This window comes from Bacteroidales bacterium (assembly GCA_022647615.1).
Classification (GTDB): domain Bacteria; phylum Bacteroidota; class Bacteroidia; order Bacteroidales; family UBA932; genus Egerieousia.
In genome coordinates this window covers 1,536,613-1,553,372 of record JALCKZ010000001.1, presented here as the reverse complement: position 1 = coordinate 1,553,372, position 16,760 = coordinate 1,536,613, and the positions used below count along the sequence as shown (strand labels likewise).

General features: G+C 38.6%; 17 protein-coding genes and 1 pseudogene. 7 read left to right on the top strand and 11 right to left on the bottom strand.

Annotation, left to right across the window (positions count from 1 at the left end):
• Positions 1-54: 54 nt before the first annotated feature.
• The 11 genes and pseudogenes from LKM37_06795 to rfbA all read right to left on the bottom strand — a co-directional run bounded on the left by LKM37_06795 (position 55) and on the right by rfbA (position 12,647).
• Positions 55-2,454, bottom strand: a complete 2,400-nt coding sequence (locus LKM37_06795) for a TonB-dependent receptor (protein ID MCI1720698.1) — start codon at positions 2,452-2,454, stop codon at positions 55-57.
• A 20-nt stretch (positions 2,455-2,474) separates the two neighbouring features.
• Positions 2,475-3,578 (bottom strand): HAMP domain-containing histidine kinase, encoded by a 1,104-nt coding sequence (locus LKM37_06790; GenBank protein MCI1720697.1) that lies wholly within the window; start codon positions 3,576-3,578, stop codon positions 2,475-2,477.
• Between the two features lies 1 nt (position 3,579).
• On the bottom strand, positions 3,580-4,254 hold the full coding sequence (locus tag LKM37_06785; protein ID MCI1720696.1) for a response regulator transcription factor: 675 nt from the start codon (positions 4,252-4,254) through the stop codon (positions 3,580-3,582).
• A 94-nt stretch (positions 4,255-4,348) separates the two neighbouring features.
• Positions 4,349-5,746, bottom strand: coding sequence for an MFS transporter (locus LKM37_06780; GenBank protein MCI1720695.1), 1,398 nt, complete (start codon positions 5,744-5,746; stop codon positions 4,349-4,351).
• 31 nt (positions 5,747-5,777) lie between these two features.
• The gene (locus LKM37_06775) at positions 5,778-6,833 is read right to left on the bottom strand and encodes a glycosyltransferase family 2 protein (protein ID MCI1720694.1); all 1,056 of its coding nucleotides are present in this window, start codon (positions 6,831-6,833) and stop codon (positions 5,778-5,780) included.
• Between the two features lie 6 nt (positions 6,834-6,839).
• On the bottom strand, positions 6,840-8,381 hold the full coding sequence (locus LKM37_06770; GenBank protein MCI1720693.1) for a lipopolysaccharide biosynthesis protein: 1,542 nt from the start codon (positions 8,379-8,381) through the stop codon (positions 6,840-6,842).
• 58 nt (positions 8,382-8,439) lie between these two features.
• Positions 8,440-9,096, bottom strand: coding sequence for a fructose-6-phosphate aldolase (gene fsa, locus LKM37_06765; protein MCI1720692.1), 657 nt, complete (start codon positions 9,094-9,096; stop codon positions 8,440-8,442).
• Between the two features lie 50 nt (positions 9,097-9,146).
• Positions 9,147-10,226, bottom strand: coding sequence for a dTDP-glucose 4,6-dehydratase (rfbB, locus tag LKM37_06760; GenBank protein ID MCI1720691.1), 1,080 nt, complete (start codon positions 10,224-10,226; stop codon positions 9,147-9,149).
• A gap of 4 nt (positions 10,227-10,230) precedes the next feature.
• Positions 10,231-11,154 (bottom strand): dTDP-4-dehydrorhamnose reductase, encoded by a 924-nt coding sequence (gene rfbD / locus LKM37_06755; GenBank protein MCI1720690.1) that lies wholly within the window; start codon positions 11,152-11,154, stop codon positions 10,231-10,233.
• Between the two features lie 10 nt (positions 11,155-11,164).
• Positions 11,165-11,727, bottom strand: a pseudogene (rfbC, locus tag LKM37_06750) (dTDP-4-dehydrorhamnose 3,5-epimerase).
• 17 nt (positions 11,728-11,744) lie between these two features.
• Complete coding sequence (gene rfbA, locus LKM37_06745) at positions 11,745-12,647, bottom strand: glucose-1-phosphate thymidylyltransferase RfbA (GenBank protein ID MCI1720689.1); 903 nt, start codon at positions 12,645-12,647, stop codon at positions 11,745-11,747.
• A gap of 169 nt (positions 12,648-12,816) precedes the next feature.
• Between rfbA and LKM37_06740 the strand changes: the two genes are divergently transcribed.
• The 7 genes from LKM37_06740 to LKM37_06710 all read left to right on the top strand — a co-directional run bounded on the left by LKM37_06740 (position 12,817) and on the right by LKM37_06710 (position 16,682).
• A complete protein-coding gene (locus LKM37_06740; protein MCI1720688.1) occupies positions 12,817-13,014 on the top strand; it encodes a helix-turn-helix transcriptional regulator in 198 nt (65 codons plus the stop codon).
• 373 nt (positions 13,015-13,387) lie between these two features.
• On the top strand, positions 13,388-13,615 hold the full coding sequence (locus LKM37_06735) for a phospholipase D-like domain-containing protein (protein MCI1720687.1): 228 nt from the start codon (positions 13,388-13,390) through the stop codon (positions 13,613-13,615).
• Positions 13,616-13,732: 117 nt separating this feature from the next.
• Complete coding sequence (locus LKM37_06730; protein MCI1720686.1) at positions 13,733-13,942, top strand: hypothetical protein; 210 nt, start codon at positions 13,733-13,735, stop codon at positions 13,940-13,942.
• 175 nt (positions 13,943-14,117) lie between these two features.
• Complete coding sequence (locus tag LKM37_06725; protein ID MCI1720685.1) at positions 14,118-14,297, top strand: SNF2-related protein; 180 nt, start codon at positions 14,118-14,120, stop codon at positions 14,295-14,297.
• A 1,070-nt stretch (positions 14,298-15,367) separates the two neighbouring features.
• Complete coding sequence (locus LKM37_06720) at positions 15,368-15,559, top strand: hypothetical protein (protein MCI1720684.1); 192 nt, start codon at positions 15,368-15,370, stop codon at positions 15,557-15,559.
• 41 nt (positions 15,560-15,600) lie between these two features.
• A complete protein-coding gene (locus LKM37_06715) occupies positions 15,601-15,885 on the top strand; it encodes a hypothetical protein (GenBank protein MCI1720683.1) in 285 nt (94 codons plus the stop codon).
• Positions 15,886-16,463: 578 nt separating this feature from the next.
• Positions 16,464-16,682 carry a hypothetical protein gene (locus LKM37_06710; GenBank protein ID MCI1720682.1) on the top strand — a complete coding sequence of 73 codons (219 nt, stop codon included), beginning with the start codon at positions 16,464-16,466 and terminating at the stop codon, positions 16,680-16,682.
• Positions 16,683-16,760: the final 78 nt, after the last annotated feature.

Below are 16,760 nucleotides of genomic sequence, written 5' to 3'. Positions count from 1 at the left end.
AAACCGAACAGTTATTGCATGCTCGCTCACTGCTCGCATGCAGAGCAAGGCATGTTAATATTCATCATACTGCAACTTTGCGTCATGATTCTTTGAACCTGTTCCAAATCTATACGCAATTCCAAAATATAATATCCTGGAAGAGCGTCTTCTCTCAATTCTTTGCTGTATTGACGGCGTGTTAATTTCCGTTATATTTTTATAACTGTCAAACAAATCAGTTGCAGTTGCAGTCAATGATATATTCCATTTTGGAATATCATATTTAATTCCTGCATTGGTTATGAAACTTTGTTTACGCTTGCCCTGCGGAGTTATATTAGAAGAATTGTAGCGCGTATTCAATTGAAACATAAGATTTTTTGTAAGGTTTGCATTGCCGTTAAAAGAGACATACCAGGCAAATGCGCTCTTTTTATTTGAGTATCCCAAGTCTGAAGCGTCTATCTTATTGTAGAAAAGATTTGAATTAACATTAAAGGTAAAGAATTTGCCCAAAGAGGAATTGAGTATAAACTCCGCGCCGGCCGCACTGCTGGAGGACATGTTTTGTTTTGTAGTCTTCATTACGCCGTCCCCCATGGCAACCGTAATATCTGTAATTTTATGATAAGTATATCTGTAATAAGGAGTTAAGATAACAGTTGTATTATTGTACTTGTACTGCCATCCAAGTTCTATCGAGTGAATTTTTTCAGGTCTCAAATACGGATTTCCTGCAATCACATTGTAAGGGTCCTGATATTCCGGGAACGGATTTAAATCATCACCTTCAGGACGGTTCACTCTTAGAGAGTAGTTAAGTTGAAGTTCATTTCTGTCATCAAGCTTATATGAGGTATGAAGAGTTGGATAAAAATAGAAGTAATTATCCTTTACAGTCTGATCTAAAGTAATCAGTTTTGATTTAATATTAGATTGTTCACCTCTGACTCCCGCCATAAAACCGAATTTATCAAACGACTGTTCATAAGTCACATACAAAGAGTTAACAGCTTCATTAAAAATAAAATCATTGCTCTTATTCAAATTCTTAATCCACGAACCTCCAATAGAATCCTCTGCAAAATAACGCATATCGCTCTTGTCTAATTCTGCCTCATAACCTGCAACTAGCTCACCGTTGTTTTTCATTTTTGCATCATAAATCGCCCGTATCAAATTCTCCTGAGTTTTCTGTCTTATTCTGGTATTATCCTTTGCGACGTATGCCGTTGGGAGCGTGTAAGTATTTGTATATAAATTCCTTTCAAGTTCATTTTCAAATGAGCCGGTATAGTCCAGGGTAAGCGTTTTATCTTTTGAAAAAGTATGAGTGTAACCTGCTGTCCCTTCTCCTGAATTTTGTTTTTCATCGTCGTGCCTGAATCTGTCAAAATCCTTGGATGTTACAGAACCGCTGCTTTGAATTAAATGGTTATGCTCTCTTCTTGGGAAAGACATCAATGTAACATTGTATCCCGCTTCAAATCTATCTTTTGGAGTTAGGTCTGCCTGTAATGCAATGCCAAAAATATGGGAAGATGAAGGAGCCATGCTAACTGTATTCTGGATTACATTAATTTTATTTCCCAAAGAATCTGTCAGAGTTCTCTCATTTTTAACATATCTGTCGCGACGGTCATGTCTATAATTGTAGCTGCCTGTTATACTGAATTTTGGCAGCGTATAGCTTATTGACGCGCCTGCATTATACCTTCCATGATTTCCATAGTTAGCAATGACATTACCTGTAAGCCCTACTGTCTTGTGCTTCTTGGTAACAAGATTAATGATTCCGGATGTTCCATCCGGCTTATAGCGTGCGGAAGGGTTTGTAATAACTTCTATTCTGTCAATTGAATTTGCGGGAAGTTGCTGTAAAACAGTACCTCTGTTAGTTCCTTTCATTAGCACGGAAGGTTTGCCGTCAATAAGCACCAGAACATTTTCATTACCTCTCAATGATATGTTGCCCTCAACGTCAACCTGTACGGACGGTATATTCTGCATAAGATCACTAACAGAACCTGAACTGCTAATTATATCAGAACCAATATTAAATATCTTCTTATCAATAGTTTGCGTATATGTGGAACGTTTCCCTTCAACAAATACAGTGTTTAAAGTTTCAGCCGAATCGTCCATTATGAAATTGCCCAAATCCACATTTCTGCCAGAGTTGTCAATTATAATATTTTGCGAGCGCACATCCTTGTAGCCGACATAACTGCATAAAATATAATATGTTCCGCGTGCAATATTTTTAAACTGGAAGTGACCCGTGGAATCTGTAAGCAGACCTGTTAAAGGTTTGGAAGTCTTGCTATTATACAATGCCACGGATACATACTCAATAGCTTTTCCATTTGTCTTTCCGACAATTTTTCCCGTAATCTTGCCTTGAGCGTTTTGCGCAAAAATTGCGACACTAAGGCAAATAAAAAATAGTAATACAGATAATTTTTTAAACATGACTTTTGCTCATAAATAATTTATGATGCAAAAGTATTTTGGGTTTTTGTAGAGATTTTGAAGATTACAGTAAATACATGCTTATTTTCTGAATAAGAATACTTTATATCCCAATCATGATAATCACATATTGCCTTGACTATAGAGAGTCCAAGACCTGTCCCGCGCTGGGACTCCGCGTTATGATTAAAACGGTGAAAAAGATTTGCACTGTCCAGCGCTCCGCCCCTGGCTTCATTAGAGACAACGATTAAACTTTTAGAGATAAAAATATCAATATTTCCGTTAGAAGAGGTATTGCGTATTGCATTAATTACAAGGTTGTTAAGCAGGCTATCCAAAAGGATTCTGTTAGCTTTAATTTGGCATCCTTCAGACTCATCCTTGAAATTAATTTTGATTTTATCTCTCAATTCATTGTAAGTTCTCAAATGCTCTTTTACAAATCCCGACAGTTCAAATTCCTCCCCTTCTGAGAATTGCGAGTTATCTATTTTAGTCAGCATGAGCATATTCTTATTTATTCTGCTCATCCTTGTTGCAACTCCGTACATTTCAGTTACAAGCTGCAGCTGCTCTTTGTTCAAATTCTCTTGCATGAGCAAGTCCATTTTACTCTTGATAATTGCCAAAGGGGTCTGCAATTCATGAGATGCATTTTCCGTAAACTGCTTTTGTGTATCATATACAGCTTTATCCTTGGATATCAACTTTTTAACAGCCGCGTTCAATCTCTCAAATTCATTTATTTTGCTGCTCTGAAAATCTGGGATATTGCTTTGACAGAGATTGAATTGCTCCATTTTTTTAAGCGTATCATTAAATGGATTCCACAATTTTTTTGTAATGAACCTTAATGTTATAAACATAGAGACGCTAAGCAACACAATGATAACTGCATATTGAATCATAACACCGGCCATTATATCCTCCTCCAAATCAGTGTCCGGAACACCGTTGCCGCTTCTGGCGCTGTTAATAACATCCATAAGCTCCTCCGCATAATAGGACTTTGTCAAAAAATAAAAAACGGGAGTTGCCAGCAACAGTACAATTAGCGTAAATAGCATAAACTGCTGTAATGTGCTATAAGACAAGCTTTTGTTCTTAACAAAATTTTCCATTCTAATTTTCCTCCCATTTATAGCCGCTGCCGTAAAGAGTCTTAATATAATCTCCGGCGCCCGCTGCGGTTAATTTTGCCTTCAAATTTTTTATATGCGCATAGACAAAATTATAGTTGTCCATCATGTCAGCCATATCTCCGCTAATATGTTCTGCCATAGAGCTTTTAGAGATTACCCTATTTTTGTTTTCAATTAAAAAAATAAGAAGTTCAAACTCAGTTTTAGTAAGTTCAATTTTAACATTGTTAACAGAGGCCTCTTTGCTCAACAAATCTATCGTGATATTACCCGCCTTTGTTATATTGTCATTAGAAAAGTTTTTTCTCCGTATCAGAGCAAATATTCTCATGCTCAATTCCGGCAGGCTGAAAGGCTTTGCCAAATAATCGTCAGCTCCTATTTTAAGGCCGGCAACTTTATCATTTACAGAGTCTTTTGCAGATATTATTATTACGCCTGTCTGGGGAAAATTCTTCTTTATATGACTAAGGACATCCAGACCGCTGCCGCCAGGCAACATTAAATCCAGCAAGATGCAGTCATATTCATAAATCTCCGTTTTTTCTACGGCTTCATCAAAAGTAAATGCCTGTTCGCACAAATAATTCTTTCCCAGGTACTTTAAAATGCTGTCAGAGAGCTTTTTTTCATCCTCTATAATGAGTAATTTCATCTTTAAGAATTTATATTCTTTTTTTAAACCTATTTATGCACAATCATAGTGCTAGATTTTGAAGATTTTCTGAATTTCACTGAAATACGCCCGATTATTTCTTTCCCGGAACAGCGTATTTTACTCTGGAAATGCTTAGCGCTGCTGCAAAAATGGCAAAACCTACTGCAATGTATTGGCAAGTTTTTATTGACAATGTCTGGTCAGGAATAACTTTGAAGAGCAACGCAACTAGCGCTGCGCCAAAGCATTGCCCCATCAGACGCGCAACTCCAATCATTCCGCTTGCAGCGCCTCCCCTCTCAGGAGGAGCAGTAGAAACTATAGTGGTGTTATTAGGTGTCTGGAACAAACCAAAACCAATACCGCAGGCAACAAGATTAACAGTAATTCTCAAAGATGAAGAATCAGGAGTCAGAAATGTCATGGCAAACAGAGAGCCGGCAAATATTGTCATCCCGATAAATCCCAAAATGCCGGGATGTATTTTTTCCAGCAAAAATCCGGCAATTGGAGCAGTAATTAAAACAGCTACAGGCCAAGGAGTTATAAGCAAACCGGTCATTGCGGGAGATTTGCCCGCAACATATTGAAGAAAGAAAGGAAAAGAGACCAGCACCAACATCTGCGCAGCAAAAGAACAATTGCTTGTAAAAACGCTGCGTGCAAAAATGGGAACTCTCATTAAATCAACAGGAAAAATAGGATTCTTCATCTTGCACTCTCTGCGGTAGTAAATGACTGCAACAAAAGGCAATGCGGCAAGCTGAATTAGTACAAAAACAGTTTTTTCTCCGTGGGCATATCCCATTAGAGAATAAATCAAAAGGAAGAAAAGAAGTGCGTTAAGCACGGCGCCCCAAATATCAAACTCTGCCTTTATTCTCTTTTCATTGCGCGGTAAAAACCTGTATCCCAGGAACAAAGCAAGAATGCCAAACGGGATGTTCACAGCATAAAGCCAATGCCATGACGTTACCGCAAGTATTGCCCCGGCAACAGACGGACCTGAAACGGCAGCAACGGAAACCACCATCGCATTGATTCCTATTCCTCTGCCCAACAGCCTCTTAGGATAAATTTCACGCAACATTCCTATGTTAACTCCAACAATTCCGGCAGATGCAATTCCCTGGAAAGCGCTGCAAATCACCAGCATAGTAAAGGAATTGGAGATGGCGCACATAAAAGAGGCAAGGACGAACAGCGCTATTCCCGATAAATATATCTTTCTGAATCCTTTTAAGTCTGCAAGAAAAGAGACTGACAGCAAACACATTACCGTCATCAGCTGATAGCCGTTCACTATCCAGATAGATGCGGAAGATGAAACTTTAAACTGAGTAGCCAAAACAGGGAGGGCGATATTTACAATGCTTCCCTCTATGCATGACATGAAAATAGTCAGCGCAGAAGAGAGCACAGCCCATACTCTCCCCGGCATAGGAACTCCATCCTCAAGTATCTCTCTATTAACAGATTGTCCAATCATTGATTACTGCCAGCAACTTATAAATCAACATTTATGAGATAATTTTTTTAATCCGTATTCCTGCAGCTCTCCAGAAATCATTGGCAAATAAAAGCGCAGGATATTTTTTTAATGCCTCACAGACAAATTTAAAATATTTCTCAGGAGCATTCTTTGCGTATGCACGGAGCATCTTGCCATAATAAAATTTTTCAGATGCCGCGGTAAGATTTTTTTTCTCGCTTTCCGTATAATCCTGCCTGGCTATGAAACTGTTTCTCACATCCATGGAGCCTCTTTGGAATCTCTCAATCTTTTCTATATCTGCAGACCTGCTCCAGCTCTCAGTCAAATCCCTGTAGGCAAAAGTTACCTTCTTCTCCTTTGCAATCTTCCCGTACTTAAGCAGTTCCAGCCACACAGGCAAATCTTGAGTAACAAAATTTTTAGTATCGCCTACCGCCATCGGGAAAAAAGATAGATTCTCCGTTCTGAAACATGCTGCCCCTGCAACGCAAGGATTATTAGAGGTCAGCAAAGACTTTAAAGTTATTCCGGAGTCCTCAAATTCAGGAGAATAATGAGTCTCGTAAGCGGCCGTAAGTCTTGCTCCGGAATGCTTATATGGTGTTTGCTTTGCCAATGTAACCGCCTGAGAATAACCAATATCAGCACCAATATAAATATTATCCGAATACACCATCTGATACTCAGGATTCTTCTCCAAAAAATTCACCTGATCCTGCAGCTTGTATACATCAGTAATGATATCATCAGAATCTAAGAAAGAGACATATTTAACCCCAAGACTTAGAGCCTGACTTAAGCACCAATAACTGTTAGGAACCAATCCCATGTTTTTGGAAGGGCTGCAGTCAACTATAAAAGGTACAAATCCCTTACCCTTAGTTCCTTGCACAGAGCTGGTCAGCGGAAATTTTTTCTTATAGCGCTTAATAATTTCTCTGCTGTTATCCTTTCCGCAATCCTCGCTCACAATAAGCACAAAAGGAAAATTGGTCCTCTGAGAAAGAGCGGACTCAAGACAATCTTCCAAATATTGTCCCGTATTATAAACTGTCGTGATTATTGCGGCTAAAGGTTCCATTACAATCTACTCTTTTACCTCAGGGCCTTCATTATTCAATTTAGCTGATTTCCAAATCTGTATAAGGTTCTTAACTTCATCATATTCTTTACGCGGGAACATAGCATAAATGCCTGCCATTATAAGGAGTCCTATAAAGCTCCCGATAGCAACCGCCCCGATATTTGTAAATGTCAAGCTGTGCCATCCAAATTTAACTCTGAACAAGTAAACACATCCCGCAGTTATAAGTCCAATAAGAGCGGCAACTAGCAAAGAAATTAGAAATGAAGGAAGTATATCCTTTGTTTGTCTCCACACGGAATAATTAAGGCATTTACCTGAAAAATAAGCATTTACAAAAAATACAATTATAGAGACCGCAACCATGCCCCACAATAAAATCTTCAATCCAAATTCCTTATTGTAAATATTGCAGCATATTATGCCAATCGCAATTGATATGGCCAGCAAAATTTTCTTGTTTATTTCCAGTGCCAGGTACAATTTCATTTTCCCCTTGATTTGCAGGATATTCTGATTAAGCGCATGAATCGGATAGAACGCTCCGGCAAGACAAATAATCTGGAGAATATATGACGCAGGCAGCCACTTCATGCCAATGAGACCAACTATAAGAGGCTGAGAAACAGCAGATAGCCAAAAGGCAATAAAGAAGGATATCAGCATCGTCACCTTAATGGTGCTCCTGAACGCATTGCGCATTCTCTCATCAGAATCTTGCGTCTTGGAGAGTACCGGGAAACTTACTCTTTGAACAACCATCGTTAAATTATTGGACGTAACATTGCTAAACTGGTCCGCTCTGGTATATTGTCCCAGCTGGCTGACAGAGAATGATTTACCAATAACAGGATAGTAAATGTTTTTAAAGATTGTATCAAGCAAACCGGTAATCATCACATTGGAACCATAAGAAAAAAGTTCTTTGAAGCTTTCTTTTGAGAATTTCCAATTCGGTTTCCATGTGCCTAACAACCAAAGCATTATAGAATTAGCAACCTGCTTTGAAACCTGCTGTCCGACAAGACTCCAGACTCCGCACCCGGTAAGGGCCATCCATATTCCTACTATGCCGCTGAAAAGTGAGGAGGTTACAGTGCACGCCGTAAGTCTTTTGAAGTCAACATTTTTAACAATTAGCGCACGCTGAATAATTGAGACTGCATTAACTATCAGGACAAAACTCAGTACTCTTAAAAGCAAAGTCAGCTGCGGCTCATTGAAGAAATCGGAAACAAAAGGAGCGCCTGCAAAAAGAATCACAAAACAGACAATGCTTATCCCGAAGTTTGTTAGAAATGTGGTATTCAAATCCTCCGCTGTAGGTTTTGGCTTGCGTATAATTGCCGCAGAAAAACCATTATCAATCAATGAGATAGAGATGGCAATAAAAATTGTCAAATCCCCTATCAGACCATATTGCTCCGGAGAAAGAATTCTGGCAAGAATGATACCTACAACAAACGTTATACCCATAGATGAGATATTCTCTATGAACCCCCACCTTGCACCTGCAACAGCCGTTTGTTTAAGATTATCACTCATTTAAGCTGCCAATTAATTTTAGTACAACAACCCTTAATAATATCTGTCGAGATAATTATTACTTCATAGACTCTGCTGCCTTATTGAAAGTTGCAAGACCGCTCGTTGTAAGAGGGTGATTTAGAAGGCCTAGTATGGCTTTCAAAGGACATGTGGCAACATCTGCACCTGCTTGTACAACTTGAATAATGTGGCGCGTATGTCTTATAGATGCAGCAAGCACTTGTGTCTTATATCCATAAGTACGGTACATCTTTACAATGTCAGCTACTAGTCCAACGCCATCTTCACTGATGTCATCCAATCTTCCGATGAAAGGACTAACAAAAGTAGCACCCGCCTTTGCAGCCAGAAGTGCCTGACCTAGAGAGAATACCAGCGTACAATTTGTTGCATATCCAAGGCCGGAAAAATATTTTACTGCCTTTATTCCATCCTCTGTGCATGGAAGTTTGATTGTGATTTTCTCAGGACAAAGTTTATGTAAAAGCATCCCCTCTTTAACCATCCCGTCAAAGTCATTTGCAAAAACTTCCGCGCTTACCGGACCGTCAACTATCTTGCAAATTTCCTTATAGTGATTATAGATTTGCTCTTGTCCTTTCACTCCCTCTTTTGCCATAAGGCTTGGGTTAGTAGTTACTCCGTCAAGAATTCCAAGTGACTGTACCTTAGCTATATCCTGAAGGTTTGCAGTATCAATAAAAAATTTCATTTGCTTATATTTTTGTAAATATTATTTCAAAAGTTTATTCAACTATAGGGCTACTTCCGGTTCCCGTACATCATCTTGTAGTACTTCATGTAGGCGCCGCTAGTGCAATTATCCACCCAGTCCCTATGTGTCATATACCATTTGACAGTCTTCTGAATTCCCTCAGGGAAAGCAGTTTCCGGCTTCCACCCCAGCTCTTTTCTCAATTTTGAAGAATCAATTGCATAACGCAAATCATGTCCTGCCCTGTCGGCGACATGAGTTATTAGCTTTAATGAAGCCCCCGGCTTGCGTCCTAGCTCCTTATCTACTATCTTGATAACCAGCTTAATCAGGTCTATGTTTTTCCACTCGTTGAACCCGCCGATATTATATGTCTCACCGACAGTTCCTTTATGGAAAATCAAATCTATTGCTTTTGCATGGTCCTCTACATACAACCAATCTCTCACATTCTTTCCAGCTCCATAGACAGGAAGAGGTTTGTTATGCTCTATATTGTTGATAAACAGAGGTATCAGCTTTTCAGGAAATTGATAAGGCCCGTAGTTGTTGCTGCAGTTTGTGATAACTTCCGGCAGTCCGAAAGTATCATGGAACGCTCTTACAAAGTGGTCTGATGATGCCTTTGATGCGGAGTAAGGACTGTGAGGATCATACTTTGTTTTCTCCGTAAACAAAGTCTTGTCAAACTTCAAAGCACCGTAAACCTCATCGGTAGAGATGTGATAGAATCTGTGCAACTTGCTCATTTCCTCCTTATTGGCAAGCGTGCAGCCCCAATACTCCTTTGCCGCCTGAAGCAATGTCAATGTTCCAAGCACATTTGTCTTTGCAAAAATGAACGGGTCTTTGATGCTTCTGTCAACATGGCTTTCAGCAGCCAGATGAATAATTCCGTCAACCTTATATTTCTTAAGAGTCTCCTGCACAAATTTAAAATCGCAGATGTCCCCCTTTACAAAAGTGTAATTATTCTTGTTCTCTATATCCTTCAGATTTTCAAGGTTTCCCGCGTAAGTCAGCTTATCAAAATTAATGATGTGAACTTTTGGATATTTCTTCACAAACAATCTCACTACGCTAGAGCCAATGAATCCTGCTCCTCCGGTTATCATTATTGTTTTCATAATGCTATTTATTTTTCGATAATAGATTCTTTATGCAAACCTTCAGAGAATCACGCCAGTACGGCACCTCAACTCCAAAAGTATTTTTAATTTTTGTCTTGTCCAGAACAGAGAAAGGAGGTCTCTTAACTTTGCTTGGAAATTCATGAGAGTGGCAAGGATTCACTTTGCATTTTCTCTTCCCCATCTCTCCAATAGCTACTGCAAAATCATACCATGAACATACCCCTTCATTTGTATAATTATATATCCCTGAGTATTTTACGGCATCGTCTTTAGAGAGCTTCATCGCAATATTATAGATTGCTTTTGCCAGGTCTGCAGCATAAGTTGGCGTACCAGTCTGGTCAAAGACAACTTTTATCTCTTTATGCGTTGCCTGCAAATCCAGCATGGTCTTTACAAAGTTATGTCCGTATTCTGAATACAGCCATGCGGTTCTGATAATAAGATAATTGCCGGCATCCTTCTTTGATTTGTCTCCAAGAACTTTTTTAATATTTTTCTCCCCGTCCAGTTTGGTTACGCCGTACACTCCCGTTGGATTTTCTTTTGCATCCTCCTTATAAGGCAACACACTTCGTCCGCCCCCAAAAACGTAATCGGTAGAAACATGTATTAAAAAAGCACCCGCTTTCTTGCAAGCAACAGCAAGATTTTCAGGTGCTTTGCCATTTAGCAGTTCAGCAGTTTTATAATCATCTTCCGCCCTGTCAACATTGGTATAAGCCGCACAATTAATCAGAATATCTATTCTGTTATCCTTTACAAACTTTGTAACCGCAGCAAGATTTGTAATGTCAAGTTCTGCCACATCGGTAAAGAAAAAGCGTGCGTCTTTTGGATTGGCCAACATTGCAAGGGATGTACCAAGCTGCCCGTTTGCGCCCGTTACCAAAATATTTTTAAGACCGTTTTTGCTGCTCATTTTCAATTAATTAAAAGACAATTCCTTTTGACTTTGCATACTCCTTAAGAGACTGTCGCGATACATCTTTTGCACTCAAGATGACATCCTCCGGCTTAATTCTCCAGTCAATATTTATATCGGGGTCATTCCACTGAATGCCTCCCTCTGATTCATGATTGAACAAACTGCTGCACTTGTACTGAAACATAGCCTCTTGCTCAAAACAGAGAAACCGTGTGCAAATCCCTCTGGCATATAGAATTGCAGCTGGTTCTCAGCGGACAATTCCACTGAAACATATTTGCCGAAAGTCTTTGAACCGGGCCTCAAGTCCACGGCCACATCCAAAACAGCACCAATCACAACTCTTACAAGTTTTGCCTGCGCATGCGGAGCATTCTGAAAATGAAGGCCTCGCACAACTCCATAGCAGCTCTTGCTCTGATTGTCCTGCACAAAATCAGGAGCGCCCGGAATCAAACTGTTAAATCTCTCTTTATTGTAACTCTCAAAAAAATAGCCTCTTGAATCACCATAAATATCAGGTTTTAAGATATATACACCTTCTATTTCAGTCTCTTTTATTTCCATAATCCCGACAGATTTTCTTATTTCTCATTTAGTTCTATCTCAAGAGCATTGCCATTGGCAAGGTCCATAAGATATTTACCATAATCATTTTTAATCATTGGCTTTGCAATTTTCTTCAGCTCTTCTGCTGATATCCAGCCGTTTGAAAAAGCTATTCCCTCCAGACAGGCAATCTTTAAGCCCTGTCTCTGCTCCAGCACCTGAACAAAATTAGTAGCCTGGCTAAGAGAGTCATGCGTGCCTGTATCCAGCCATGCAAAACCGCGCCCCAGCAGTCTTACTTTTAGCGAGCCTCTATCCAGATATGCCTGATTTACAGATGTAATCTCAAGTTCTCCGCGGGCAGAAGGTTTAACATGCTCCGCAATATCCACAACGCTGTTAGGGTAGAAATACAATCCTACAACGGCATAATTAGATTTTGGATTCTTAGGTTTCTCCTCTATGCTCAGAACATTTCCGTTCTTATCAAATTCTGCAACTCCGTATCTCTCAGGGTCATTCACATAATAGCCAAAAACGGTAGCCTTGCCTTTTGCAGTTTGTTCAACTGCTCCTGACAACATCTTTGTGAAGTTGCTGCCGTAAAAAATATTATCCCCAAGCACAAGACAAACAGAGTCTTTGCCTATGAATTTCTTTCCAATTATGAACGCCTGGGCCAGTCCGTCAGGAGACGGCTGAACTTCATAAGAGAAGTTAACTCCGTAATCCTCACCGCTTCCCAGCAATCTCTTAAAGCCAGGCATATCATCCGGCGTGGAGATTATTAAAATATCCCTGATTCCTGCCAGCATAAGCACGGAAATGGGATAATAAACCATAGGCTTGTCGTAAATAGGAAGCAGCTGCTTGCTGACTCCCTTTGTAATAGGATAAAGGCGCGTGCCTGAACCGCCCGCTAAAACTATTCCTTTCATATTGATTTAATTGACTCCCAAAGTTAATGATTTTATTAGCCATGGGCAAATGCAGATTGCGGTGAGCCCTTCCCCTCTTTTTAGTACCGTAAAGAATATTTTCTTCCAAAAAAAATTTTTATCGCAAAATATTCGCTATATTTGGAGCACATTATAAAGAGATTCCATTATGAGATTAAATCGCATAAAAGATGTTTTAGAAGAAAAAGGCATATCGCAAATGTGGCTTTCAAAGAAACTTGGTAAGAGTTTTAGCACGGTCAATGCCTATGCTTGCAATAGGCTGCAACCCAGTCTTGACACTCTAGCAAAAATTGGTGAAATTCTTTCGGTTGATATGAAAGACTTGATTACGGATGAAGCGTGAACGAAAATAGACCATCAAATTAGAATAAATTGCAATATTTATGAGCAGTAGTTTTATAACAAACAAGGATAAGTTCCTATCAGATATTATCAATGGTATTCTCCCCAAAACCAATGCTGTAGATATATTGGTAGGTTATTTCTATTATTCTGGATATGTGCAATTATCAGACAATCTAAAGAATAAGAATATCCGAATCCTTGTAGGACTTGATGTAGATTTACAGATTACCAAGCATATTCGAGAGGTAGAGAACTTCAAGCAAGTCTTTACCTTCGCGAAGTAATATAAAGGAAGAATATTACAAGCAGTTCGTTAAGATATTCAATGATACAGACTTTTTAGATACTGCAGAAAACTGGAGCAATTCAAAATGTTTTATGGAAAGATTGTTGATGGATCATTGGAAATTAGAAAAACGCTTGAACCTTGTCATTCAAAAATGTATCTATTTGCTTATAATGATATGATGAATGAAGAAGGTGAATTGCCAGGAGTAGTCATTACAGGCTCAAGCAATCTTTCCTATCAAGGACTTACTGGCCGATTAGAACTAAATGCTCGTTTTAATGGTAAAGCAGATTATGAAGAGGGTGCATAATATATTTGAAGAACTTTGGGATAGTTCTGTTGTTGTTGTTGACAAGAAGCAATATTGATGAATGGAATAATAAAGTAATGGACTCACATTTGGTATGATAAAATTTATTCTCCATACTTGATGTATATCCGTGTACTTCGAGAATATTTTGCTATTCCTACAAAGGAGAACCTGCTCACTCCTTATGATATTACAGATGGGAAATATTCTAATCTCAAATATCAGACAGATGCCGTACAAATGGCTCTTAATGCTTTAGATAATCATAATGGTGCTATTGTGGCTGATGTAGTTGGATTGGGAAAAGTATTATTGCATCTACAATAGCTCGTAATTTGAAATTGCGAACTATTGTTATTTGTCCTCCTCACACTTGTGTAAGCAATGGGAAGGTTATAAAGATGAATTTGGTTTTACTGCTTCTGTATATAGCACTGGAAAATAGAAGATGCATTGTTCATTATGAAGAACTGTAAAAGATAATGAACAGTTTTTAATTATAATTGATGAAGCACATCGTTTTCGTAATGAATATACACAAGACTATGCATTACTGCACAATTTATGTTTGGCAAACAAAGTCCTGCTTCTGACTGCTACCCCATTCAATAATGAACCTGCTGATATTTATTCATTAATCAAGTTGTTCCAAATACCATCTCGTTCCACTTTAAAACAGTAGAGAATCTTGGCGCTGCATTTAAAAATTTGATAAATAGTTATAGAGATTTGAGTGAAGCAAAAAAAGGAAAGGCATCTGACGAAGAAGTATAAAGCAGAAGTAAAAAATATATCAAAGGATATCCGTTCCATTATCAGTCCATTGGTTGTGCGTCGTTCACGATTGGATTTACAGGATATAGATGAATATGCAGATGATTTGGTTCAACAAAATATTCAATTGTCATTCCCAATGACCCTAAGAACTTACTTACGATCTCAGCAATCTGAAAGATTTGTATCTAAATACACTTTGGATCGTATCAGCAAATCAAAGGTCAGCAAGGACTGATGTCTATAGATTTAAGGCAGCTCGCTATTCTCCAGTACTTTATGTTCACGAAGAAATGAAAGAAAAATTAGCTAAAGAATTGGAAGATAAGACTGGGGTTAAATTTAATCTGTTGATTGGACGACAAGGCTAATGTGGCTAGCTTTCATGCGTCATTTGTTAGTAGCTCGTTTTGAGAGTTCTGTTGCATGCATTTCAATCATCTTTGGGTATATGATTCAATCTTCCGAACACATTCTGAAATGGGTAGAAAAACGTCATAAGATACCAGTGTACAAGAAAGGTAATCTCCCCGATGTAAGTGACTTTCTATGATACTTCTGATGATGATTGGGAGGAAATTCAAGAAGCTTTTGACAAATATGAAGCCAAAGGGGTTCTTTGAGATAGACATGAAGTATATCAATGAATGATTTTGTCGAATGATGTTAAGTCCTGATATAAAATTGCTGAAGAATTTGCGTGAGCAATGGTTTGGAGCAGATAATACAATTCAAGTTTGATCCAAAACTTGACTCCTTCATCGATATTGTAAGAGAAAAGATGAAGAACAGATCCCTGCAACGCAAACTTATTGTTTTTTCAGAATATGCCGATACAGTCAACTATTTGGGAACAGCGCTCTTCTAAAAGCAGGCTTGCCAGTCATGAAATACACATCTGCTGATGCAACTCCTGCTAATAAAGACCTAGCATTAGAGCCAACTTTGATGCAGGCTTAAAACCGTCTATGCAGCAGAATGATCTATCATATTTTGGTTGCTACTGATGCAATTTCAGAAGGTTACAACCTACATCGTGCCGGAGCTATCTTTAATTACGATATACCTTATAATCCCACTCGTGTTATCCAGCGAATTGGGCGTATCAATCGTATCAATAAAAAAGTTTTCGATGAATCTATATATACAACTATTTCCCAACTGATGTAGGTGAAGCTGAAACTCGTACAAAAGAAATCTCTACATTAAAGATGGCTATGATTCATGCTATTATGGGAGAAGATACTAAAGCTTTGACCAAAGAGGAAGAGGTGCAGGCATACTTTAAGGAACGCTATCGAAAAGAATTTGCCACAAGCGAAGAGGCATCTTGGGATACACCTTATCGAAAAACACTTAATGAAATAAAAGGAACTGAAGCCTATGAAAAAGCATTAGAAATGCCTCATCGTGCTCGTACTGCTCGAAATATAGAAAAGCCATCGCAAGGTGTTTTGATGTTTGGAAAGAAGGGAATGATTTTGTCTTCAAAATAGGAAGTAAATCTTTGCTCCTGTGATGATTTCCAGCAGAAGAAGCATTATCCCTATTTGCTCTGAACCTCAGAAGAAGTACCCGTAGATTTGAGTAAGATTTTGATGATACCTATCAAAAAGTGAAAGCTGCACTTATTCAGTAGCGATGTGAAAGACCGTAATGAGAAAGATATTCTGAATGCAGTGAGCAAAATCAAAGTATTTACAAAAGAATAAATTACTACCAAAAGATTATCTTCTTGATTTGATGGCTGTCGTAAGGCGGATGCTTTGTCTGGCTATGAAATTCGGTTCATCAATCAGTTGGCATTGAAGGATGTTACTACACTTACCAAAAAAAATAACAGCGGAATATTTGGCTCGTATTATTATCACTCAAAACAAGGTTGATGATAGCGAAGAGACGTTGATTTTAAGTGAAGAACTACAAAAGTAAAAGTAAATATGGAATTCAATAAAGCATACAATCGTCAGGAATTCATGCAATTCCTTCAAAATAGTTTCTTGCCAGAAGACTTTCAAGACCCACAACAGAAGCTGTCACTTTCAGTACTCAGATGAAATATTCATGTGAGGCTATGAAACTTGGCACATCAGAAACACTTGATTTGGTAGTTTATGAGATCAAGCATACTTCACAACATGATGCCCGTGTAGCATTGTCAAAAGAAGCTTTCCGTATGTTGGCGGATGAAATGGAAGACCGTGCATTGGTCGTTTTTGTTCCAAAGGATAATTGTGACAACTATCGATTCTCGTTTATCGAGATATCGCTTGATATAGCACGAAGAAACTAATCGAATAAGCACGTAATTATAGCAACCCTCGCGTTACAGTTACTTGTTCGGTAAAGGCATAGCTTACTATACACCTAA